We start from the raw sequence: 23,269 nt of genomic DNA on the forward strand, positions 1-23,269 counted from the left end.
GATGTCGATCGTCCTGGGGGACAACCGTTACGGCAAGTGTGAGAACCGGGTCGTCCGGATCACCAAGGAGGGGCCGGTCCACCAGATCAAGGACCTAACCGTCTCCGTGGCCCTGTCCGGCGACCTGGCTGCGACCCACCTGACCGGGGACAACTCCGGCGTCCTGCCGACCGACACCATGAAGAACACCTGCTTCGCCTTCGCGCAGCGGCACGGCGCGGTCGAGATCGAGGACTACGCGCTGCTGCTGGCGCGGCACTTCGTCGACTCCCAGCCGAGCATCACGCACGCTCGCGTCGAGGTCGACGAGCATGCCTGGGAGCGCATCGGTGACGGCCCGCATTCGTTCCTGCGCAGCGGCGGCGGTACCCGGACCTGCACCGTGCACTACGACGGCAGCGACGTCTGGGTGGTCAGCGGCCTGAAGGACCTCACCGTCCTGAACTCCACCGACTCCGAGTTCTGGGGCTACGTCAAGGACGAGTACACGACGCTGGCCGAGGCCCACGACCGCATCCTGGCCACGCAGATTAACGCGCAGTGGCGGCATTCCGGCGTATCCGGTGACTGGGGCAAGTCCTACGAGCGGGCCAGGAACGCGCTGCTGGAGGCGTTTGTGGCAACACACAGCCGCTCGCTCCAGCAGACCCTGTTCGAGATGGGCACCCGGGTGCTGGAGCAGAGCCCGGAGCTGTGCGAGGTCCGGCTGAAGCTGCCGAACAAGCACCACTTCCTGTACGACACCGCACCGTTCGGCCTGGACAACGCCAACGAGACGTTCATCGCCGCGGACCGGCCCTACGGCCTGATCGAGGGCGCCGTGCACCGCGACGACGCCCCCGACGCCGGCCCGGCCTGGACCTGAGAAGCAACCGGAGCCTACCTGTGGACTTCCTACGCCCCGCGACCTGGGCCGAGGCGCTGGCCGCCCGGGCCGAGCGGCCCGACGCGGTCCCCATCGCCGGCGGCACCGACGTCATGGTCGAGCTGAACTTCGACCGGCACCGCCCCGGTGCCCTGATCGACCTGAACCGGATCTCGGCGCTGCACCAGTGGAGCCGGGACCCGGACGGAACGATCCGGCTCGGCGCGAGCGTCCCCTACGCCCGCATCATCGACGAGCTGCGTGCCGACCTGCCGGGCCTGGCCATGGCCTCGCGCACCGTCGGCTCCCCGCAGATCCGCAACCGCGGCGGCGTCGGCGGCAACCTCGGCGCGGCCTCCCCGGCCGGCGACACGCACCCGGTGCTGGTCGCCACCGAGGCGGTGATCGAGGTGGAGTCCGCCGCGCGGGGCGTGCGCATGATCCCGGCGACCGAGTTCTACCTCGGCGTCAAGCGCAACGCCATGGAGAAGGACGAGCTGATCAAGGCGGTGCTGCTGGCGCCGAAGAAGGGCCCGCAGCAGTTCTCGAAGATCGGCACCCGCAACGCGATGGTCATCGCCGTGTGCTCCTTCGCCGTCGCGCTGGACGTCGAGGCGCGCAAGGTCGGCGCCGGCATCGGCTCGGCCGCCCCGACCCCGCGCCGGGCATTCGAGGCCGAGCTGTTCGTCGCCGACGAGCTGCCCTGGGACAGCCGCGGCGACCTCGATCCGAGGATCGCGAAGCGGTTCGGCGAGCTGGTCGCCGCCGCCGCCGCGCCGATCGACGACGTCCGCGGCACCGCCGCCTACCGCCGGCACGCGCTGTCGGTGATGGCCCGCCGCACCCTGACCTGGGCCTGGCGCGAGCATCAGAGCAGCGAGGAACTGATATGAGAGTGACCTTCACCGTCAACGGGCGCCGGGCCGAGGCCGACGACGTCTGGGAGGGCGAGAGCCTGCTGTACGTGCTGCGCGAGCGGGTCGGACTGCCGGGCTCGAAGAACGCCTGCGAGCAGGGTGAATGCGGGTCCTGCACGGTGTACCTGGACGACGTCCCGGTCTGCTCGTGCCTGGTGGCCGCCGGGCAGGTGCAGGACCGGGAGATACGCACCGTCGAAGGACTCGCCGACGGCGAGCAGCTGGACCCCATCCAGTCCTGCTTCATCAAGGCCGGCGCGGTCCAGTGTGGCTTCTGCACCCCGGGCCTGCTGGTCCAGGCGCACGCGCTGATCGAGCGCAATCCGAGCCCGTCCGATCCGGAGATCCGGGAGGCGCTGGCCGGGAACCTGTGCCGGTGCACGGGCTACGAGAAGATCCTCGACGCCGTCCGCGAGGCGGCCGCTGTGAAGGCCGGTGCGGCATGAGCACGATCGTTATCCAGAACGCCGCGATCGCCACGGTCGACGCCGCGAACACCGAGTACGAGTCCGGGCACGTCGTCATCGAGGACGGCCGGATCACCGCCGTGGGTTCAGGTCCCGCATCGCGCGTGGAGGGGGCGCGCGTCATCGACGGCACCGGCTGCCTGGTCACCCCGGGCCTGGTCAACACCCACCATCACCTCTACCAGTGGATCACCCGCGGGCTGGCCCAGGACGAGGCGCTGTTCGGCTGGCTGGTCGAGCTCTACCCGATCTGGGCCCGGCTGACCGAGGACACTCTCGGCGCCGCCGCGCGCGGTGGCCTGGCCTGGCTGGCCAAGACCGGCTGCACCACCTCGGCCGACCACCACTACGTCTTCCCGCGCCACGGCGGCGACCTGCTCGGCGCGGAGATCGAGGCGGCGCGCCAGATCGGCCTGCGTTTCCAGCCGACGCGCGGGTCGATGGACCGCGGTCACAGCGATGGCGGGCTGCCGCCGGACTCCGTGGTGGAGCGGCTGGACGACATCCTGGCCGCGAGTCAGGACGCGATCACGCGGTACCACGACGCGTCGTTCGACTCGATGCTGCGGATCGGGCTCTCGCCGTGCTCGCCGTTCTCGGTCAGCTCCGACCTGATGGTGCAGTCCGCCTCGCTGGCCCGCGAGCACGGGGTCCGGCTGCACACGCACCTGGCCGAGACGCTCGACGAGGAGCAGTTCTGCCTGGCCACGCACGGCTGCACGCCGGCCGAGTACGCCGACAAGCTCGGCTGGCTCGGGCCGGACGTATGGCTGGCGCACTGCGTGCACCTGTCGGACTCGGCGATCCGCCGCTTCGCCGACACCGGGACTGGCACGGCGCACTGTGCGTCGTCCAACGCGCGCCTGGGCTCCGGGCACGCGCGGATCAAGGACCTGCTGGCGGCTGGCGCCCCGGTGGGACTCGGCGTGGACGGCGCCGCGTCGCAGGAGTCGGGGATGCTGGTGGAGGAGCTGCGGCAGGCGATGTACGTCTCGCGGCTGCGCGCGTTGTCCTCCGATCCGGCCGAGGCGCTGAACGCTCGCGCCTCGCTCCGCCTGGGGACGATCGGCGGCGCGCAGGTGCTGGGGCGTGCGGCCGAGATCGGCTCGCTGGAGGTCGGCAAGCTCGGCGACGTGGCGCTGTGGGACCTGAACGGCCTCGGCCACGCCGGCATCGCCGACCCGGTCGCCGCGCTGGTCTTCGGTCCGCCGGCGCCGCTGCGCCTGCTCGCGGTCGGCGGGAAGCCGGTGGTCGAGGACGGGACGCTGCTCACTGCCGACGAGCACGCTCTGGCCCGCGAGTGCCGTATCGCTGCCCGCTCGCTGATGGAGGCGTCCTGATGCCGCCTCGCACCGCGCGCCGTCTCGCGTCGGCCGCCGCGATCAAGCTCGTCACCCGCGCCGAGAACCGACCCTTGCCGGAGGTGTTCTGATGCCTACTCGTGCTCCGGATCGTGCACCCCGTGATCTGAACCAGTCCACGACCACCGGCGGCGTCGGCGACAGCCCGACCCGCCCCGACGGCCCCCTGAAGGTCAAGGGCGAGTTCGCCTACTCCTCCGACCTGTTCATGGACGACATGGTCTGGGGCATGACTCTGCGCAGCCCTCATCCCAGGGCCCTGATCCGCTCCATCGATGTCGCCGCCGCTCTGGCGCTGCCCGGCGTCGACGCCGTCCTCACCCACGAAGAGGTTCCCGGTTACAAGCTCTACGGCCTGGACGTCCGCGACCAGCCGGTCCTGGCCATCGGCGAGGTCCGGCACCAGGGCGAGCCGGTGGCGTTGGTCGCGGCCGACCACCCGGAGACCGCGCGGCGTGCTCTGAAGCTGATCAAGGTCGACTACGAGGTGCTCGAACCGATCGTCGACGCCCGCCGCGCCCTCTTCGACCCGGAGTGCCCGCGCATCCACCCGGACGGCAACCTCGTGCGGCACCAGCCGGTCCGGGTCGGTGCCGACGTCGACGATCCGGCGGTGCGCGCGCAGTGCGCCGTCGTCGTCTCCGGCGAATACGAGGTCGGCATTCAGGATCAGGCGTTCCTGGGTCCCGAATCAGGGCTCGCGGTTCCGGCTGAGGACGGCGGCGTCGACCTTTACGTGGCCACCCAGTGGATGCACAACGACCTGCTGCAGATCGCCCCCTGCCTGGGTCTGCCGGAGGAGAAGGTCCGGATGACGCTGTCCGGGGTCGGTGGTGCTTTCGGCGGACGTGAGGACCTGTCGATGCAGATCCACGCCGCGATGCTGGCGCTGCGGGTCGGCAAGCCGGTGAAGATGGTCTACAACCGCGAGGAGTCGTTCTTCGGACACGTGCACCGGCATCCGGCGTCGATGAAGTACACCTACGGCGCGACCGCCGAGGGCAAGCTGGTGTTCGCCGACGTGGAGATAGTGCTGGACGGCGGCGGCTACACCTCGGCCACCGTGAACGTCGTCGGCAACGCGGCCTCGCTCGGCGTCGGGCCGTACGTCATCCCGAACATCAGGATCGATTCCTACGGCGCGTTCACCAACAACCCGCCGTGCGGCGCGATGCGCGGTTTCGGCGCGGTCCAGGCCTGCTTCGCGTACGAGTCGATGATGGACAAGCTGGCCGCCGCCCTCGGCCTGGACCCGGTCACCATCCGCCAGCGCAACGCCGTGACCCAGGGCGACAAGCTCGCCACCGGCCAGGTCGTGGACGCCCCGGCGCCGGTCGCCGAGATGCTGGAGACGCTCAAGGCACTGCCGATGCCGGCCCCGGCCGACACCTCGGACCTGCGCAACCTGCCCGGCTCGACCGCCAACACCACGCACGGCGAAGGCGTGGTGCGCGGCGTCGGCTACGGCCTCGGCGTCAAGAACATCTGCTTCTCCGAGGACTTCGACGACTACTCCACCGCGCGCGTGCGCCTGGAACTGCTCGGCGACACCGTCGGCGCCCTGGTGCACACCGCCGCCGCGGAGGTCGGGCAGGGCCTGGTCACGCTGGAGGCGCAGATCGCCCGCACCGAGCTCGGTGTGGAGCAAGTGACCATCCACCCGGCCGACAACTCGGTCGGCAACGCCGGCTCCAGCTCCGCCTCCCGGCAGTCGTACATGACCGGCGGCGCGGTGAAGACCGCGTGCGAGGCGGTGCGTGCCGCGGTGTTCGCGCGCGTCTCGCAGGACCACGGCCGCGACTACGACGACCTGTCGCTGGTCGGCGGGAAGATCGTGTCGGTCTCCGAGGGCGTGGTCGCCACGCTGGAGCAGGTGCTGGCGTCCGGCCCGATCGAGGAGACCCGCGAGTATCACCACCACCGGACGCAGCGGATGGATCCGTTCACCGGCCAGGGGAATTCGCACACCCAGCTCGCCTTCGCCGTGCACCGCGCGGTCGTCGACGTGGACGTGGAACTCGGGCTGATCAAGGTCGTGGCGCTGGACCTGGTCCAGGACGTCGGCAAGATCATGAACCGGCTGTCGCTGGAAGGCCAGCTGCACGGCGGCTCCGCGCAAGGCCTCGGCCTGGCGGTGATGGAGGAGATCCAGGTCCGCGACGGCATCGTCCGCAACCCCTCCTTCACCGATTACCTGATCCCCACGATCCTCGACATGCCGCCGATGAAGATGGAGATCTTGGAGAACGCCGACCCCCGCGCCCCCTACGGCCTGCGCGGCGCCGGCGAGCCCCCGACCCTGTCCTCGACCCCGGCGATCGCGGCCGCGATCCGCGACGCCACCGGGCTGGACCTGCGGCGCGTGCCTATCCGACCGGAGGACCTGACGGAGGTTGCCAGCAATGCGTGACATCACGGAAGACCTGCACGCCTGGCACACGGCCGGAAAGGCCTACGCGGTCGCCTCGGTGGTCGCGGTGAAGGGCAGCGCACCGCGCGAACTCGGCGCGGCCCTCGCGGTGGACGCCGAGGGCACGGTGGTGGGGAGCGTGTCGGGCGGCTGCGTGGAGGGGGCGGTGTACGAGCTCTGTGTCGAGTCGTTGCAGCATGGTCGGCCGGTGCTGGAGACCTTCGGATACAGCGATGATGATGCGTTCGCCGTGGGATTGACCTGCGGTGGGGAGCTCGAAGTCTTCATCCAGCCGGTGTTCCCGGACGCCGAGCCCGCCACGCTCGCTACGCTCTCAACCGCCGCTCCGGCGCGCGATGCCGAGCAGGTCCCGGAAGCGAGCACCGATCGGCCCGAGCCCGCTATCGGGGCGGCGCTGTCCGCGATGATCGCCGGCGAGCCGATCGCGTTGGCGCGCGTCGTCGCCGGTCCGGTGGACCTGGTCGGCCGGTCGCTGGCCGTTCGGCCCCAGGCTCCTGAGATCCTGTGGGGCCCGCCCGGCGCGTCGATCGCCGTGGACGGTGATCCATGGTCGGCTACCGGCACCATCAGCCCTGACCTCGATCGGATCGTGGCCCGCCACGCCCGCGCGATGGTCGAATCCGGCGCCACCGGCACCATTGCCGTCGGCACCGAGGGCGAGGGCCAAGACTGCGGCGAGGCGGTGACCGTCTTCATCGAGTCCTTCGTCTCCGCGCCCCGCATGCTCATCTTCGGCGCCATCGACTTCGCCGCCGCCCTGGTCCGCGTCGGCAAGTACCTCGGCTACCACGTCACCGTCTGCGACGCGCGGCCGGTCTTCGCCACCCGCCGCCGCTTCCCCGAGGCCGACGACGTCGTGGTCGCCTGGCCGCACCGCTACCTGGAGACCACGCGCGTCGACGCCCGCACCGTCGTCGCGGTCCTCACCCACGACGCCAAGTTCGACGTCCCGCTGCTGGTCAAGGCGCTGCGGCTGCCCGTCGCCTACGTCGGCGCCATGGGCTCGCGCCGGACCTGCGCGCAGCGCGCCGACCGGCTGCGCGAAGCCGGACTCGCCGAAGCTGAAATCGCGAACCTGCACGCCCCGATCGGTCTCGACCTCGGCGCCCGCACCTCGGAGGAGACCGCGTTGTCCATCGCCGCCGAGATCGTCGCGGCGCGACACGGCGGTACCGGACGCAGCCTGGTCGACGTCAGCACCGCCATCCACCACACCCCGTCCGTTTCCCCTGTCGAGAGCGGAGTCCCGGCATGACCCTGATGTTCCTCAACGGCGGCGCCATGCGCGGCGGCCCCCTGCACCACCTGCTGCAGGACGCCCCGCTGGTCGGCGTCGTCCGCACCGCGCCGAAGTATCGCTTCTACTCCGTCGGCGACGCCTTCCCGGCGATCGAGGCCGTCGAGTCCGGCGGCGTGAGCGTCGTCGGCGAGCTCTACGACGTGCCCTGGGACGTCCTGGAACGCTCGCTGCTCCCGTCCGAGCCCGAAGAGCTCGAACTCGGCGTCATCGAGCTCGAAGACGGCGGCGGCACCCTGTCGATGGTCCGGCGCCGCGCCTACACCGAGCCCCACACCTACCGCGACATCTCCCACCACGCCGACTGGCGTGCGTACAAGGCCGGCCTGGAGGCAGCCCAGTGACGCTCCGCTTCGACATCAACCTCTCGATCCTGTTTACCGAACTGCCGCTGCTGGAACGCCCCGCCGCGGCGCGCGCCGCCGGGTTCACCGCGGCGGAGTTCTGGTGGCCGTTCGGGACCGAGGCGGTGCCCTCCGACAAGGACGTGGACGCGTTCCTGGCCGCCCTGGACGACGCCGGGGTCAGCCTGGTCGGCCTGAACTTCCTCGACGACCTGTCGGTGGGCTCGCGCGGGCTGGTCTCCGTGCCCGAACACGCCGGCCGGTTCCGCGACAGCGTTGATGTGGCCGTTGCGATCGCCGAGCGCACCGGCTGCCGGAACCTGAACGCCTTGTACGGCAACAGGATCGAGGGCCGTGTCGAGCACCAGCGGGACGTCGCGCTGGAGAACCTGGCGGCGGCCACCGCTGCCGCCTCGCGCATCGGAGCGACCGTTTTGCTCGAAGCGCTGAACGCGATCGAGTCCCCGGCGTACCCGATCACCTCCACCGCCGCGGCGCTCGCCGAGATCGACCGGGTCTCGGCCGCGACCGGCGCGACCAACCTGGCCTTTCTCTGCGACCTCTACCACCTGGCCCGCATGGAGGAAGACCTGTTCGCCACGATCGCCGCCCACGCCGACCGCTTCGGGCACGTGCAGATCGCCGACACCCCGGCGCGCGGCGAACCCGACAGCGGTGCCCTGGACTTCTCCGCCTTGTTCAAGGCCCTGACCGAGGCGGGCTACACCGCCGAGTCCGGCCGGGGCTGGGTCGGGCTGGAGTACAAGCCGTCCACCGGCATCACCACCGACAGCTTCGAATGGATGGAATCGCTTTCATGAGCACGAAGATAGGCTTCATCGGCTTGGGGATCATGGGGTCCCCGATGGCTGCGAACCTGCTCAAGGCCGGATTCGAGGTTACCGGCTACGACCTGAACGCCCCGCACGTCGCCAAGCTCGCCGCCGCCGGCGGGACCGGCGCGGCCTCGATCGCCGAGGCGATCGACGGCGTCGATGTCGTGATCACCATGTTGCCCGCGCATCCGCACGTCGCGGCGGCGGTCCTCGGCGAGGGCGGGGTGTTCGAGACCATCAAGCCCGGCACGCTGTTCATCGACTTCTCGACCATCCGGCCCGAGACCTCCATCGAGGTCGCGAAGGCCGGCGCGGCGCTCGGCGTGCGCGTGCTGGACGCCCCGGTGTCCGGCGGCGAGAAGGGCGCGATCGACGCCGTGCTGTCCATCATGGTCGGCGGCGAGCCCGAGGTGTTCGAGGCCGCGCGTCCGGTGTTCGACGCGGTCGGGAAGGTCGCGGCGCTGTGCGGTCCGGCCGGGTCCGGGCAGGTCGTCAAGGCCGCGAACCAGCTGGTCGTCGGCGGCACGTACGCGCTGGTCGCCGAGGCGGTCGTGCTGATGGAGGCCTCCGGCGTGGACGCCGCCGCGGGCCTGGACATGCTCGCCGGCGGCCTGGCCGGATCCCGGATCCTGGAGCTCAAGCGGGTCTCGATGCTGGCCCGCGACTTCCAGCCCGGATTCCGCATCGACCTGCACCACAAGGACATGGGCATCGCCCTGGACGCGGCGCGGCAGGCCGAGGTGGCGCTGCCGCTGACCAACCTGGTCGCCGCGCTGATCCAGGCCGCGCGCTCGCAGGGCCTGGGCGACCGGGACCACTCCGCGCTGCTGGCCGTGGCCGAGAACCTGTCCGGCCGCTCCGGCGGCGCCGCACGAAAGGCGAACTGAAGCTCATGAAGATGCCCGTGATGAACGCGGTGGTGCAGGTCCTGAAGTCCGAGGGCGTCGATGCCGCCTTCGGTTGCCCCGGGGCCGCGATCCTGCCGCTGTACAAGGCGATGGAGGAAGAAGGTGGCATCGACCACCTGATCGTGCGCCACGAGGAGGGCGCCACGCACATGGCCGACGGCTGGGCCAGGACCAACGGCCGGGTCGGCGTGGCCATCGGCACCTCCGGACCGGCCGGGACCAACATGATCACCGGCCTGTACACGGCGATGGCCGACTCGATCCCGATGATCGTCATCACCGGCCAGGCCGTCTCCACGGCGCTGGACAAGGAGGCGTTCCAGGCCGTCGACATCGTCGGCTGCGCCACGCCGGTGACGAAGTGGGCGGTGCAGATCAAGGAGGCGGCGACCGCGCCGTGGATCTTCCGGGAGGCGTTCCGCGTCGCCCGGTCGGGGCGGCCCGGGCCGGTGCTGGTCGACATCCCGCTGGACGTCGCCAAGCAGTACATCGAGTACGACGCGGCGTTGGACTCGCCGCTGCCGGTGCCGGTCGTCGAGCCGCACGCCCCGCGCGTGGAGAAGGCGCTGGACATGCTGCTGGCCGCCGAGCGTCCGCTGATCCTGGCCGGCGGCGGCGTGATCATCGCCGACGCCGCCGCGGAGCTGCGCGAGCTGGTGGCGTACCTGGGGATCCCGGTGCAGGTGACGCTGATGGGCAAGGGCGCCGTGGACGAGGACGACCCGCTGTACGCGGGGATGACCGGCGTGCAGACCTCGCAGCGGTACGGGAACGCGTCGTTCCTGGAGTCAGACCTCGTGCTCGCCGTCGGCGCGCGCTTCGGCGACCGGCACACCGGGACGCTGGACGTGTACCGGGGCGATCGGAAGTTCATCCACGTAGACATCGAGGCGACGCAGCTGGGGCGGGTGTTCGAGCCGGACCTGGGGATCGTGTCGGACGCGCGGCTCTTCCTGCGGGCGCTGCTGGCGGCGGCCAAGGCGCGGGGCGTCGGGGACGGCGGCGGGCGCGGGCCTGCGGGCTGGGCGTCCCGGGTCGCCTCGCTGAAGGAGAACCTGACCCGACGCGAGGACTTCGACTCGGTGCCGATCAAGGCGCCGCGGGTCTACAAGGAGATCAACGAGATCTTCGACCCCTCGACCTACTTCGTGACCGCGATCGGCCTGTACCAGATCTGGGGCGGCCAGCACCAGAAGGCCTATCAGCCGCGCCGCTACCAGGTCTGCGGCCAGGCCGGACCGCTCGGCTGGGAGATCCCGGCGGCGATCGGCGTGAAGACCGCGCTGCGGCACACCGAGCCGGACACCGAGGTCGTCGGCATCGTCGGCGACTACGGCTTCCACTTCCTGGTGGAGGAGCTGGCGGTCGGCGCGCAGTACGACATCCCGTTCGTGTTGATCATGCTGAACAACGAGTACCTGGGCCTGATCCGCCAGGCCTCGATCGGCTACGAGATGAACTATCAAGTCGACATCCACTACGACGATTACGGCACCGACAACGTCAAGATCATGGAGGCCTACGGATGCTCGGGACGCCGCGTGTTCGCCCCTGACGAGATCCGCCCCACCCTGGAGTGGGCCCGCAAGCAGGCGGCGGCGACCAGCCGGCCGGTGCTGGTGGAGATCATGATCGAGCGCGAGGCGAACACCCCGCACGGCCCCGCGATCGACGCGGTGCGCGAGTTCGAGCCGCTGCCCGAAGCACTGCCGGAAGCACTGGTGTGAGGACGGTGTCCAGCGCGGGGCACGTGCTGCTGGCCACGGACAAGTTCAAGGGCTCGCTGACGGCCGCCGAGGCCACCGCGCACCTGGCGGCGGGCCTGCGGCGCGCCGTCCCGGGCCTGGGCGTCCGCACGGTCCCGGTCGCCGACGGCGGCGAGGGCACGGTCGACGCGGCGGTCGAGGCCGGCTTCGCCAGGGTCCTGACCAGCGCGACCAGCCCGACCGGCGAACCGATCGAGGCGGGCTTCGCGGTCCGCGGCCGGACGGCGGTGATCGAAGTCGCCGAGGCCTCCGGGCTCCGGCGGCTGCCGCGCGGGGAGGCGGCGCCGCTGTCGGCGACGTCGTACGGCACGGGCCAGCTGATCCGCGCCGCACTGGACGCCGGCTGCACGCGGATCATCCTCGGACTCGGCGGCAGCGCCTGCACCGACGGGGGAGCGGGCCTGGTTCAGGCGCTCGGCGCGCGGCTCCTCGATGCCGAGGGGAACGAGCTCCCACGAGGCGGCGCCGCACTGGCACGGCTGGCGCGCGTCGACCTGGCGGAGCTGGCGGAGATCGGGGAGCTGATCGTCGCCAGCGATGTCGACAACCCGCTGCTCGGCCCGAACGGCGCCGCCGCGATCTACGGACCGCAGAAGGGCGCGACGGCCGAGGATGTCGCGCTGCTCGACGCGGCGCTGGCGAACTGGTCGCGCGTGGTTCAGGACACGATTCAGGACACGATTCAGGACACCGTGTCGGGTCGGGGCTTCGGTCCCGGCTCGGCCGGCGGCTCGGCGAATGGCTTGGCGCAAGAGCACTGCTCGGCCCTCGGCCAGGTGCTCGGCACCGAGACGGCTGGCGGCCGGGCGCGGGCGGCGGGGGAGAGCTCGGCTGCCGGGGAGTTGCCTGGTCCGGCGCGGGGTGGTGCTTCGGTTGGCGATCGGGTGGTCGGCGCCGAGACGGCTGGCGTTCGGGCGCGACTCTCGGCCGATACTTCTGGCGTCCGCGCGGACTCGGTGCAAGAGTTCGCGGTGGCAGCTGGCGGTGCTGGTCTGCCAGTGCTTGATATCGCCGAAGCTTCGGGTGCGGGCGCGGCTGGCGGAATCGGTTTTGCTGCTCTGGCTCTTCTCAGCGCGCGCCTCGAACCCGGCATCGACATCGTGCTCGACCTGGCCGATTTCGCGGCCAAGGCCGCCGGCGCCCGCCTGGTCATCACCGGCGAGGGCTCCCTCGACCCCCAGTCCCTGCGCGGCAAGGCCCCCGCCGGCGTCGCGCGTGCCGCCGCCCGAGCCGGAGTCCCCGTCGTCGCGGTCGCGGGTGTCTGCACCCTGACCGCCGCCGAGCTCGAAACCGCCGGCATCCGCGCCGCCTACACCCTCAGCGGCATCGAGTCCGATCTCGACCGGTGCGTTCTGGAGGCCGGGCCGCTCCTCGAACGGCTCGCGGCCGACATCGCCGCCACCTTCAGTGGAGCCGCCTCATGACCGAACCCTTCGACCTCGTCCTCCGCTCCACGCGCGCCGCCCTGCCCGACGGGCTCCGGCCCGCCGCGGTCGGTGTTCGCGCGGGACGCATCGCGGCCGTCGGTGACTACCGGGCCGACCTCACCGCGCGCGTCGATCTCGACCTCGCCGACACCGCGCTGCTGCCCGGGCTCGTCGACACGCACGTCCACGTCAACGAGCCCGGCCGGACGCGCTGGGAGGGCTTCGCCTCCGCGACGCGTGCGGCGGCGGCTGGCGGCGTCACCACGCTCATCGACATGCCGCTCAACTCCATCCCGCCGACCGTCGACGTCTCGGCGCTCGCCGTCAAACGCAAAGCGGCGCACGGCAAGTGCTTCGTCGATGTCGGATTCTGGGGCGGTGCGATTCCCGGAAACACCGCTTCGCTGCGTCCGCTGCACAAAAAGGGAGTGTTCGGCTTCAAATGCTTCCTCGCCGATTCCGGCGTTGAAGAGTTCCCCGCGCTGACCGTCCCGGAAATGCGCGAGGCATTGCGCGAGATCGCCCGGTTCGACGGACTTCTCATCGTCCACGCCGAAAACGCCGAAGGCCTCGCCGCCGCACCTTCCAGTACCCGCTACCGCGATTTCCTCGCCTCGCGCCCGGCCGCCGCCGAAGACAGCGCCATCGCCGCCGTCATCGACGCCGCCCGCGAATACCGCGCACGCGTCCACATCCTGCACCTCGCCGCCGCCGAAGCCCTGCCGCGCCTCGAAGCCGCGCGGGCCGAAGGCGTACGCATCACCGCCGAGACCTGCCCGCACTACCTCACCTTCAGCGCCGACGAGATCGGCGACGGCGCCACGCAGTTCAAATGCTGCCCGCCGATCCGCGGCGCCGCTGACCGGGAGGCTTTGTGGGCGGCGCTCGCCGCGGGGCTGATCGACATCGTCGTCTCCGACCACTCGCCTTCGACAGCCGACCTCAAGCAGCTCGACTCCGGCGACTTCGCCGCGGCCTGGGGCGGCATCTCCTCGCTTCAACTGGGCCTGTCGGCGGTGTGGACCGGCGCCCGGGCCCGCGGCTACGGCCTGGCCGACGTCACGACCTGGATGGCCACGCGTCCCGCCGACCTGGCCGGGCTCCCCGCCAAGGGCCGCATCGCCGAGGGCTGCGACGCCGACCTGCTGGCGTTCGACCCCGATGCCGCGTTCACCGTCGATCCGGCGAACCTGCACCACAAGAACCCCATCACGCCCTACGCCGGCCGCGAGCTGCGCGGCGTGGTACGAGCGACCTACCTGCGCGGCGAGCCAGTAACCGCCGCCCCGCGCGGAAGATTCCTCACGCACTCGGAGGCCCGATGAGCGACACACCCTCCTTCACACAGCTGACCGACCTCGCGGCCCGCGACGTCGGAGGTGCCGTGGTCTGGGCCAACGACGAGTTCTTCGGCGAGAAGGAAGCCCTGATCCGCCCCGAACCGCCGACCTTCAGTCCGCATACCTTCGGCCACAAAGGCCAGATCGTCGACGGCTGGGAAACCCGCCGCCGGCGCCCCGGCGGCCCCGGAATCGACGGCACCGAGCACGACTCCACGATCGTGCGCCTCGGCCTGCCCGGCGTGATCCGCGGCGTCACCGTCGACACAGCGTTCTTCATCGGCAACTACCCGCCCTACGCCCGCGTCGAAGCGGCCAACGTTCCCGGCTTCCCCACCCCGGTGCAGCTGCTGGCCGCCGAATGGACCGAGATCGTCCCGACCAGTGCGCTGTCCGGCGACTCCGAGCACCACTTCGCCGTGGAGAGCACACGCCGCTTCACGCACGTCCGCCTCGCCATGATCCCCGACGGCGGTATAGCCCGCTTCCGCGTCTACGGCGAAGCCGTCCCGGACCCGCAGTTCCTCGACACAGGGGGAGTGGATCTCGCGGCGCTGACCAATGGCGCGCGCATCGTGGCCGCGTCCAACATGTTCTTCTCCGCCCCCGAGAACCTCATCAAGCCGGCCGAGTCGCGCGTCATGGGCGAGGGCTGGGAGACCGCGCGCCGCCGCGACGACGCCGGAGACTGGATCGAAGTCCGCCTGGCCGCGCAAGGCGTCCCGGCCGTCATCGAGATCGACACCGCCAACTACAAGGGCAACGCCCCGGACCACATCGTCCTGCTCGGCGCGGACCAGCCCGGCCGGGAAGCCGGCTCGGACTGGTTCGAGGTGATCGGCCAGACCCGCATGCTGCCGGACTACAAGCACCGCTTCCGCCTGGAAGCCGCCCGCCCCGTGACCCACCTGCGCCTGGAGGTACGTCCCGACGGGGGAGTGGCACGCCTGCGCGCCTACGGAACCCTCACCGACGCCGGCCTCGCCGCGGTCCGCACCCGATGGACGGACCACGCATAGCACAAAACCCACCCGGAATGGCATTCCCTCGCCGTAGGAATTCGACGGCGAGGGTGTCGCCATGCCCATTTCAGGTTTCGCAGAAATCTGCATTGTGGGAAGGTACGAATTCTGCGTCACTATAGAAAAACCCGATGAGCGTCATTGACCGGGTATCAGGCGACGGACTAGCTTCGCATCCAATAGGTGAACAGCCCGCGAAAACTCGCCCGGAACGGATGTCGGCTTCCGCCCCCCGTTTCCTGACTCAGCGCGCACGGCTCAGTGATAAACCCCTCACGCCAAGGGAGCCCCTCCATGAGCACATCCGAAAGCGGCACGCGCGATACTGCCAAACCCCCGGTACATCCGGTCGACGAAGTCCTGCCGGCGCCCCGGCTGACCGTCCTCGGCCTGCAGCACCTGTTCATCATGTACGCCGGCGCCATCGCTGTCCCCTTCGTCGTCGGCGGCGCGCTCAAGCTCTCCGCCGCCACCATCGCCCTGCTCGTCAACGCCGACCTGCTGGTCGCCGGGATCGCCACGCTGATCCAGGCGGTCGGCGTCGGCAAGCTGTTCGGCGTGCGGCTGCCGGTGGTGGCCGGCGCGACGTTCACCGTCATCCCGCCGATGATCACCATCGCCGCGAAGTTCGGCGGGGAGAAGGGCCTGCCCTACGTCTATGGCGCCATGCTCTGCTCCGGAGTGTTCGGCCTGCTGATCGCCAAGCCGTTCGCCAAGGTGATCCGCTTCTTCCCGCCGCTGGTCGCCGGGATCGTCATCACCGTCATCGGGCTGTCGCTGATCGGGCCGGCCGCCGCGATGATCGCCGGGCACGACACCGAGGACCCGCACTACGGCCAGGTCTCGCACATCATGGTCGCCTTCGCGGTGGTCTTCGGCATTCTGGTGCTGGCCCGCACGCTGCGCGGTTTCCTCGGCCAGATCGCGCCGCTGCTGGCCATCGTCGCCGGCAGCCTGCTGGCCCTGTTCACGCACAGCTGGTCCGGCGGCACCCGCACGCACTCCTGGGACCTGTCCGGCGTCGGCCACGCCGACTGGCTGGGCCTGGCGGCGCCGTTCCACTTCGGGGCGCCCCGCTTCGACGCCGCCGCGGTGATCTCGATGTGCATCGTCATGCTGGTCACCTACACCGAGTCCACCGCCGACATGATCGCGGTCGCCGAGATGACCGGCAAGGAGCTCACCGGCGGCGACATCACCCGCGGCCTGGCCGCCGACGGCCTGTCGGCGCTGCTCGGCGGCTCGATGAACTCCTTCCCCGACACGCTGTTCGCCGAGAACGTCGGGCTGGTGCAGATGACCGGCGTGCGTTCGCGCTGGGTCACCGCCGTGACCGGCGGCATGCTGGTGGTGATGGGTGTGGTGCCGAAGGTCGGGGCGTTCGTGGCGGCGGTGCCGGAGTTCGTGGTCGGCGGCGCGGCGCTGGTGATGTTCGCGACGGTCACCGCCGTGGGCATCCAGACGCTGAAGAAGACCGAGTTCCACGGCAACCACAACCTGCTGATCGTGGCGACCTCGTTGGGCCTGTCGCTGCTGCCCGCCTACGCCTCCGACCGCTTCGGCAACTCGATCTTCTTCGAGAAGTTCCCGGACTGGGCGCAGATCGTGTTCGGCAGCCCGATCACCATCGCGGTGGTGTCGGCCTTCACCCTGAACCTGGTGTTCAACCATCTCGGCGGCGGGGTCGCGGTGCCCAGCCACACCCTCACGGTGCGACCAGCGGCGGGATCCGACGCAGCGCCAGCGCTAGCACTCCAGCGATCCCCAGCAGCGAGCCCGCTACCGTGACCACGCCCGGCCAGCCGTCGGCCGACCAGGCCCGGCCACCCAGGCTGCCGAACACGGAAGAGCCGACGTAGTACGAGAACAGGTAGAACGCCGCGGCCTGGCTGGGGCTGGCGCCGGACGCGTGCGAGCGCGCCGTCACCCAGCCGCTGGCCAGGCCGTGCACGGCGAAGAACCCCACGGTCAGCGCGCCGATCCCGACGATGACGACGGGGAGCGAGCCGGTCAGCGTCAGCAGCACGCCGGCGAACGCGACGGCGCAGGCGATCGGCGCGATCGCCCGCCGTCCGAGGCGGTCGGCCAGGCGCCCGGACACCATGGAGCTGACGGTGCCCAGCGAGTACGTCAGGAATATGAGACTCACCAATCCGACGCCCAGATGGAACGGCGCGGCGGTGAGCCGGAAGCCCACGGCGTTGAACACCGCGACCAGCGCCCCGACCGCGCAGGCGCCGAGAGCGTAGAGCGCGAGCAGCGCCGGGTCCGCAAGCGCCCGGCGCTGCATCGCGAGCACGGTCCGACCGCGCAGGCGGGTCGCGACGAAGTGCCGGGACGGCGGCAGTGTGACGGCGACGATGATCGCGCAGGTCGTGGAGACACCGGCGGCGGCCACCAGAGCCCACCGCCACCCGGCCACCTCGGCGATCGGCGCCGTCACCAGCCGCGCCGCCATACCGCCGATCGCGGTACCACCGATGTAGAGCCCTGCGGCGCGGGCCTGGGCGGAGGGGTGCATCTCCTCGCGCAGGTAGGCGGTGGCCACGGCGGGCAGGCCGGCGAGGGCCACGCCGGCGAGCAGCCGCAGCGCGATCAGGGAGTCCCAGGTGGGCGCTATCGCGCAGGCCAGTGCCAGTACGGAGGAGGCGGCCATGGAGAAGCGGATCAGGACCGTGCGGCCCAGGGCCTCGGACAGCGGGCCGAACACCAGCAGCGCCAGGGCCAGACCGACGGTGGTCGCCGAGACGGTGAGCGTGCTTTCGGTGGGGGAGACGTGGAAGGCGCGGGTGAGGTCGGGGAGCAGGGCCTGGGTGTCGTAGAGGAGGACGAAGGTCGCGATGCCGGCGGCGAACAGGGCGGTGAGGACGCGGCGGAACTCCGGGGTGCCGGGGAGGTGGCCCTGGTGTTCGGGTCGTGCGGTGGTGGGGTCGGCGACTGTGCTCACCCGATGATCGTGACTCGATGTTTGTCATGCGTCCAATAGCGGAAACGGACTTTCTCGATGCGTCTCGCGTATCGGGCGGCGTATCGTGGGTCTTGTGCTGCTGCGCGATCTGAGCTGGTTTGTGGCGCTCGCCGACCACCGCCACATGACCCATACCGCCGCGATCCTGGGTGTCAGCCAGCCGACACTGTCTCGGGCGCTGGCGCGGGTCGAGGCTGAGCTGGGGACGCGGCTGTTCGAGCGGGGATCGGACGGCGTCGCGCCGAACCCGAACGGTGACCTCGTCGTAGCCGCGGCTCGGGAGCTGCTGGCTCGGTACGAGCAGCTGACCACCGAGCTGTCGGCGCGCTTGGATCCTGACGGGGGTGTGGTGCGGCTGGCGTTTCTGGACTCGATGGCGACGTCGCTGGTGCCGCAGCTGTTGCGCGCCTTTCATGGGCACGCGCCCGGGGTTCGGGTCCTGCTGAGCCAGGAGCCAGGTCACCATATCCAGGCCGACCTGCGCACCGGCGCCGCCGAGTTGGCGGTGACGTTTCCGCGGCCGGAGGGTGACTTCGGGTGGCTGCCGTTGCAGCGCGAGCGGTTGGTGCTGGCGGTGCCGCCGACGCATCGGCTGCGGGGGCGCAAGCGGGTGGCGCTCAGCGAGATCGCCGAGGAGGAACTGGTCATGACGCCGGTCGGCTTCGGCTTCCGGACGCTGGTGGACACGCTGCTGGCCGAGGCGGGGGTGGTACCCCGGATTTCGTTCGAGAGCGCGGACCTGGCCACCATCGAGGGGCTGGTGGCCGCCGGTCTCGGTGTCGCCGTCGTCCCGGAGCAGTTCGCGGGACTGTCCGGTACCGTCGGCATCGCCCTGACCGCCCCGGCCGCGCGCCGGACGATCGGCTTGACCTGGCGCACCGATCAGACGCTCGCGCCGGCGGCGGCGCGGTTTTTAGCGTTCATCGAGAGTCACTGGCCTGAGCCGTGATCTTGCCCGGGGCGTGAACGTGCGTTGGAGCCCGAAGGCCCGTGCAGAGTCCCCACCGCCGCACGGTCGTGCTGGCGCTAGCCATGTTAGCGATAACACCAGCCCTTAACCTGGGCCCCGGCCTGACCTCGCGACTCCGGGCGGACCCTTGACAGGCCTTGAGTTACCGGTAACACTCTCGTCCCACGAAGCTGTCGTCGACCGTCGACAGCGGCGACCTCCTTTTGTACGCACTCCCACCCCCTCCCGTCACCCCCTGACCCCGTGTCAGCCCTGCCTGAAGGAGCGACGTGAACCTCAGCAAGATCGCCGCCGCCATCACCGGCGTCACGCTCGCCACGACCCTCGCGGCCTGCGGGTCGTCCACCAAGACCGCGGACAAGGCGGCCGGCTCCGGCGGCTCGACCGCCGGCGCGCTGGTCGGCGTCACCATGCCCACCCGCTCCTCGGAGCGCTGGATCCACGACGGCGACAACGTGAAGTCGGGCCTTGAGAAGCTCGGCTACAAGGTCGACCTGGAGTATGCCAACAACGACATCCCGACCCAGGCCAACCAGATCGAGAACCAGATCTCGATGGGCGCCAAGGTCCTGATCGTCGCCTCCATCGACGGCACCGCCCTGAGCAACCAGCTGCAGGAAGCCCACGACAAGGGCATCAAGGTCATCTCGTACGATCGGCTGCTGATGAAGTCCGCGGACGTCGACTACTACGCCAGCTTCGACAACTACAAGGTCGGGGTGCAGCAGGCCACGTCGCTGCTCGTCGGGCTGGGCTTCAAGAAGGAGGACGGCAGCGACGCCGCGACGCCGCCGGCCGGTCCGGTCAACATCGAGGTCTTCGCCGGCTCCCCGGACGACAACAACGCGCCGTTCTTCTTCCGCGGCGCCATGGACACCCTCAAGCCCTACCTCGACAGCGGCAAGCTGGTCGTCAAGAGCGGCGAGAAGGACTTCAACACCGTCGCCATCCTGCGCTGGGATCCGGCCACCGCGCAGAAGCGCATGGAGGACCTGATCACCAAGACGTACTCCTCCGGCGCGAAGGTGCAGGGCGTGCTGTCGCCGTACGACGGCCTGTCGATCGGCATCCTGTCCGCGCTGAAGTCCGCCGGCTACGGCACGGCCGGGCAGCCGTACCCGATCGTCACCGGCCAGGACGCCGAGGTGGCCTCGGTGAAGTCGATCATCGCCGGCGAGCAGTACGCGACGGTCTGGAAGGACACCCGCAAGCTGGCCTCCCTCGCGGTTTCGATGACCGACGAGGTCCTCAAGGGCCAGCCGGTCCCGACCAACAGCACCGACTACAACAACGGCGTCAAGGTCGTGCCGACCGAGGTCCTGGACTTCAACACCGTCTACAAGGACAACTACCAGCACGTCCTCATCGACAGCGGCTACTACACCGCCGCGCAGCTCCAGTAGGGCCGGCCGATGGACGACGTCATCCTGAAAATGGCCGGCATCACCAAGACGTTCCCCGGCGTGAAGGCACTGCAGGACGTGAACCTGGAGGTCCGGCGCGGGCAGATCCACGCGATCTGCGGCGAGAACGGCGCCGGCAAGTCCACGCTGATGAAGGTGTTGTCCGGGGTCTACCCGCACGGCGGTTACGACGGCGAGATCACCTTCGACGGCCAGGTGTGCGCCTTCAGCGACATCCGCGACAGCGAATCCCGCGGCATCGTCATCATCCACCAGGAGCTGGCGCTCTCGCCGTACCTGTCGATCGCCGAGAACATCTTCCTGGGCAACGAGCGGGTCCGGCGCGGGCTGATCGACTGGCACCGCACCAACGCCGAGGCCGCCGAGCTGCTGGCGCGCGTCGGGTTGAAGGAGAACCCGACCGCGCGGGTGTCCGACCTCGGCGTCGGCAAACAGCAGTTGGTCGAGATCGCCAAGGCGCTGTCGAAGAAGGTCCGGCTGCTGATCCTGGACGAGCCGACCGCCGCGCTCAACGACGCCGACTCCGAACACCTGCTGGACCTGCTGCGCGGTCTGCGCTCCGAGGGCGTGACCTGCGTCATCATCTCGCACAAGCTGAACGAGATCGAGGCGGTCTCCGACGCCGTGACCATCCTGCGGGACGGCCGGACCATCCAGACCCTGGACTTCCACACCCAGGAGGTCACCCAGGACCGGATCATCACCGGCATGGTCGGCCGCGACCTGGAGCACCGCTACCCCGAGCACACCCCGGCGATCGGGGAGGAGGTGCTGCGGATCGAGGACTGGACCGTCTTCTCCCCGACGCAGCGCGGCCGCAAGGTCGTGGACGGTGCGAACCTGACGCTGCGCCGCGGCGAGATCACCGGGCTGGCCGGACTGATGGGGGCCGGGCGCACCGAGTTGGCGATGAGCGTGTTCGGCCGCAGCTACGGCGTTGACATCTCCGGCCGGCTGGTCAAGGACGGCAAGGAGATCCGGGTCCGCAGCGTCGACGACGCGATCGCGCACGGCATCGGCTACGCCACCGAGGACCGCAAGCGCTACGGCCTGAACCTCATCGACGACATCAAACGCAACATCTCCGCCGCCGCGCTGCCCAAGCTGGCCAGGGCCGGCCTGGTCGACCCGCGCGAGGAGTACAAGGTCGCCGAGGGCTACCGCGCCGAGATGAACATCAAGGCCCCGGCGGTGACCGCGGTCACCGGCAAACTCTCCGGCGGCAACCAGCAGAAGGTCGTGCTGTCCAAGTGGATGTTCGCCGACCCGGACGTGCTCATCCTGGACGAGCCCACGCGCGGGATCGACGTCGGAGCCAAGTTCGAGATCTACACGATCGTCAACCGGCTGGCCGACGCGGGCAAGGCGGTGCTGGTCATCTCCTCGGAGCTGCCCGAACTGCTGGGCATCTGCGACCGCGTGTACGCGATGTCGGCCGGGCGCATCACCGGGGTGCTGGACCGGGACCAGGCCACCCCCGAGCGTCTCATGACCCTGATGACCACCGAATCCCTCCTGGAGGCGGACGTCACGGCCGAGGAGATCCTCACCACGCCGGAGCCGACCGCCGAATCCGAACAAGAAGCACCCCGAGAGCTGGAAACAGCAGCTCCCTTTGAGCAAGTAGAGGACCAGTGATGAGCAGCATCGCCCCGCCCAGCGAGACAGGAGTGGCGACTCCCGCCGGGCCCGGCGCCGGTTCGGCCCGACCCCGCTTCGAGATCAACCTCCGTGCCAGCGGCATCTACCTGGCTTTCGCGGCCATCGTCGTGCTCTTCGACATCCTGACCCACGGGCTGTTGTTGACGCCGGAGAACGTCTCCAACCTGATCGTCCAGAACTCCTACATCCTGGTCCTGGCGATCGGGATGATCCTGGTGATCATCGCCGGGCACATCGACCTGTCGGCGGGCTCGGTGGTCGCGGTCACCGGCGCGATATCCGCGGTGCTGATGGTCAACCACCACATGGCCTGGCCGCTGGCGCTGCTGATCACGCTGATCGCCGGCGCCGCGATCGGGGCCTGGCAGGGCTACTGGGTCGCCTACTTCGGGCTTCCGGCCTTCATCGTGACGCTGGCCGGCATGCTGGTGTTCCGCGCGCTGACCATGACCGTCCTGGGCAACCAGGGCATCGGTCCGTTCCCGAACCAGGTCCGCACCCTGTCCACCGGATTCCTCGGCTCGGTACTGGGCAACGTCGGCCTCGGCTCCCTCGGCGGCGCCGACCTGTTCACCCTGGTCATCGGTGTGGTGGCGGTGCTCGCCGGGGTCGCCTCGCAGTGGCGGGCCCGCACCGCCAAGCAGCGCTACGGTCAGCAGGTCGAGTCGGTGGGGCTGTTCGTCGGCAAGATGGCGCTGATGGCGCTCGTGGTGCTGGGCGTCGTGGTGCAGCTGGCCCGGTACAAGAACCTGCCGTGGGTGCTGGTGCTGCTCACGGTCCTGGTCCTCGGCTACAGCCTGGTCGCCTCCCGCACCGTGTTCGGCCGGCACGTCTACGCGATCGGCGGCAACTCCCAGGCCGCGGTGCTGTCCGGGGTGAAGGTCAAGAAGGTCACCTTCTGGATCTTCGTGAACATGGGGGTGCTGGCCGCGATCGCCGGCGTGGTGTTCGCCGGCCGGCTGAACCAGGCCGGGCCGACCGCCGGCACCAACTTCGAGCTCGACGCGATCGCCGCGGCGTTCATCGGCGGTGCGGCGGTGACCGGAGGGGTCGGCAAGGTGGTCGGGGCGATCACCGGCGGCCTGATCATGGGCGTCATCAACAACGGCATGTCGCTGCTGGGCGCGCCCAGCGAGCGCGTCATGCTGGTCAAGGGTCTGATCCTGCTCGCCGCGGTGGCCTTCGACGTGTGGGCCAAGCGCCGGGCCGGAACGGCTCGATAAGCTGCGCTGACGGTGGGAGACGGGGCCGGTGGGCACCAGGA

At 70.3% G+C, this 23,269-nt stretch carries 19 protein-coding genes; 18 read left to right on the forward strand and 1 reads right to left on the reverse strand.

The genetic code is table 11. The features are described from left to right. Position 1: 1 nt before the first annotated feature. The 14 genes from pucL (at position 2) to ABH935_RS43065 (ending at position 16,769) form a co-directional block, all read left to right on the forward strand. Entirely contained in the window at positions 2-865 is an 864-nt protein-coding gene (gene pucL / locus ABH935_RS43000) for a factor-independent urate hydroxylase (protein ID WP_370383762.1), read from the forward strand. Positions 866-885: 20 nt separating this feature from the next. Continuing rightward, positions 886-1,758: a xanthine dehydrogenase family protein subunit M gene (locus ABH935_RS43005; RefSeq protein WP_370383763.1), complete on the forward strand. Its 873-nt coding sequence runs from the start codon at positions 886-888 to the stop codon at positions 1,756-1,758. Continuing rightward, positions 1,755-2,228 (forward strand): (2Fe-2S)-binding protein, encoded by a 474-nt coding sequence (locus ABH935_RS43010; RefSeq protein ID WP_370353819.1) that lies wholly within the window; start codon positions 1,755-1,757, stop codon positions 2,226-2,228. The genes ABH935_RS43005 and ABH935_RS43010 overlap by 4 nt, the downstream gene beginning before the upstream one ends. Beyond that, positions 2,225-3,589 carry an 8-oxoguanine deaminase gene (locus tag ABH935_RS43015; RefSeq protein ID WP_370383764.1) on the forward strand — a complete coding sequence of 455 codons (1,365 nt, stop codon included), beginning with the start codon at positions 2,225-2,227 and terminating at the stop codon, positions 3,587-3,589. Before ABH935_RS43010 ends, ABH935_RS43015 begins: the two co-directional genes overlap by 4 nt. A 91-nt stretch (positions 3,590-3,680) precedes the next feature. Further along, positions 3,681-6,020, forward strand: a complete 2,340-nt coding sequence (gene pucD, locus ABH935_RS43020) for a xanthine dehydrogenase subunit D (protein WP_370383765.1) — start codon at positions 3,681-3,683, stop codon at positions 6,018-6,020. Further along, positions 6,013-7,296: an XdhC family protein gene (locus ABH935_RS43025; protein WP_370383766.1), complete on the forward strand. Its 1,284-nt coding sequence runs from the start codon at positions 6,013-6,015 to the stop codon at positions 7,294-7,296. The genes pucD and ABH935_RS43025 overlap by 8 nt, the downstream gene beginning before the upstream one ends. Beyond that, positions 7,293-7,682, forward strand: a complete 390-nt coding sequence (locus ABH935_RS43030) for a gamma-glutamylcyclotransferase (protein ID WP_370383767.1) — start codon at positions 7,293-7,295, stop codon at positions 7,680-7,682. The genes ABH935_RS43025 and ABH935_RS43030 overlap by 4 nt, the downstream gene beginning before the upstream one ends. After that, entirely contained in the window at positions 7,679-8,503 is an 825-nt protein-coding gene (locus tag ABH935_RS43035) for a hydroxypyruvate isomerase family protein (protein WP_370383768.1), read from the forward strand. The genes ABH935_RS43030 and ABH935_RS43035 overlap by 4 nt, the downstream gene beginning before the upstream one ends. Next, positions 8,500-9,405: a 2-hydroxy-3-oxopropionate reductase gene (locus ABH935_RS43040; RefSeq protein WP_370383769.1), complete on the forward strand. Its 906-nt coding sequence runs from the start codon at positions 8,500-8,502 to the stop codon at positions 9,403-9,405. Before ABH935_RS43035 ends, ABH935_RS43040 begins: the two co-directional genes overlap by 4 nt. An 11-nt stretch (positions 9,406-9,416) precedes the next feature. Further along, complete coding sequence (gene gcl / locus ABH935_RS43045) at positions 9,417-11,153, forward strand: glyoxylate carboligase (RefSeq protein WP_370383796.1); 1,737 nt, start codon at positions 9,417-9,419, stop codon at positions 11,151-11,153. A 23-nt stretch (positions 11,154-11,176) separates the two neighbouring features. After that, a complete protein-coding gene (locus ABH935_RS43050) occupies positions 11,177-12,616 on the forward strand; it encodes a glycerate kinase (RefSeq protein ID WP_370383797.1) in 1,440 nt (479 codons plus the stop codon). Further along, positions 12,613-13,944: an allantoinase AllB gene (gene allB, locus ABH935_RS43055; protein WP_370383770.1), complete on the forward strand. Its 1,332-nt coding sequence runs from the start codon at positions 12,613-12,615 to the stop codon at positions 13,942-13,944. Before ABH935_RS43050 ends, allB begins: the two co-directional genes overlap by 4 nt. Further along, complete coding sequence (gene alc, locus ABH935_RS43060; RefSeq protein WP_370383771.1) at positions 13,941-14,978, forward strand: allantoicase; 1,038 nt, start codon at positions 13,941-13,943, stop codon at positions 14,976-14,978. The genes allB and alc overlap by 4 nt, the downstream gene beginning before the upstream one ends. A gap of 297 nt (positions 14,979-15,275) precedes the next feature. After that, positions 15,276-16,769, forward strand: a complete 1,494-nt coding sequence (locus tag ABH935_RS43065; RefSeq protein WP_370383772.1) for a nucleobase:cation symporter-2 family protein — start codon at positions 15,276-15,278, stop codon at positions 16,767-16,769. Here ABH935_RS43065 and ABH935_RS43070 read toward each other — a convergent pair. Continuing rightward, on the reverse strand, positions 16,687-17,928 hold the full coding sequence (locus ABH935_RS43070; protein WP_370383773.1) for an MFS transporter: 1,242 nt from the start codon (positions 17,926-17,928) through the stop codon (positions 16,687-16,689). The genes ABH935_RS43065 and ABH935_RS43070 overlap by 83 nt on opposite strands. Positions 17,929-18,022: 94 nt before the next feature. On the opposite strand from ABH935_RS43070, the gene ABH935_RS43075 reads away from it, so the two are divergent. The 4 genes from ABH935_RS43075 to mmsB all read left to right on the forward strand — a co-directional run bounded on the left by ABH935_RS43075 (position 18,023) and on the right by mmsB (position 23,228). After that, complete coding sequence (locus tag ABH935_RS43075; RefSeq protein ID WP_370383774.1) at positions 18,023-18,898, forward strand: LysR family transcriptional regulator; 876 nt, start codon at positions 18,023-18,025, stop codon at positions 18,896-18,898. A 290-nt stretch (positions 18,899-19,188) separates the two neighbouring features. Continuing rightward, positions 19,189-20,322: a multiple monosaccharide ABC transporter substrate-binding protein gene (gene chvE / locus ABH935_RS43080; RefSeq protein ID WP_370383775.1), complete on the forward strand. Its 1,134-nt coding sequence runs from the start codon at positions 19,189-19,191 to the stop codon at positions 20,320-20,322. Positions 20,323-20,331: 9 nt separating this feature from the next. Then, positions 20,332-21,981: a multiple monosaccharide ABC transporter ATP-binding protein gene (mmsA, locus tag ABH935_RS43085; RefSeq protein WP_370383776.1), complete on the forward strand. Its 1,650-nt coding sequence runs from the start codon at positions 20,332-20,334 to the stop codon at positions 21,979-21,981. Next, positions 21,981-23,228 carry a multiple monosaccharide ABC transporter permease gene (mmsB, locus tag ABH935_RS43090; RefSeq protein ID WP_370383777.1) on the forward strand — a complete coding sequence of 416 codons (1,248 nt, stop codon included), beginning with the start codon at positions 21,981-21,983 and terminating at the stop codon, positions 23,226-23,228. The genes mmsA and mmsB overlap by 1 nt, the downstream gene beginning before the upstream one ends. The last annotated feature ends 41 nt before the right edge of the window (positions 23,229-23,269 follow it).

Source organism: Catenulispora sp. GAS73 (genome assembly GCF_041262085.1).
Taxonomy (GTDB): Bacteria; Actinomycetota; Actinomycetes; order Streptomycetales; family Catenulisporaceae; genus Catenulispora.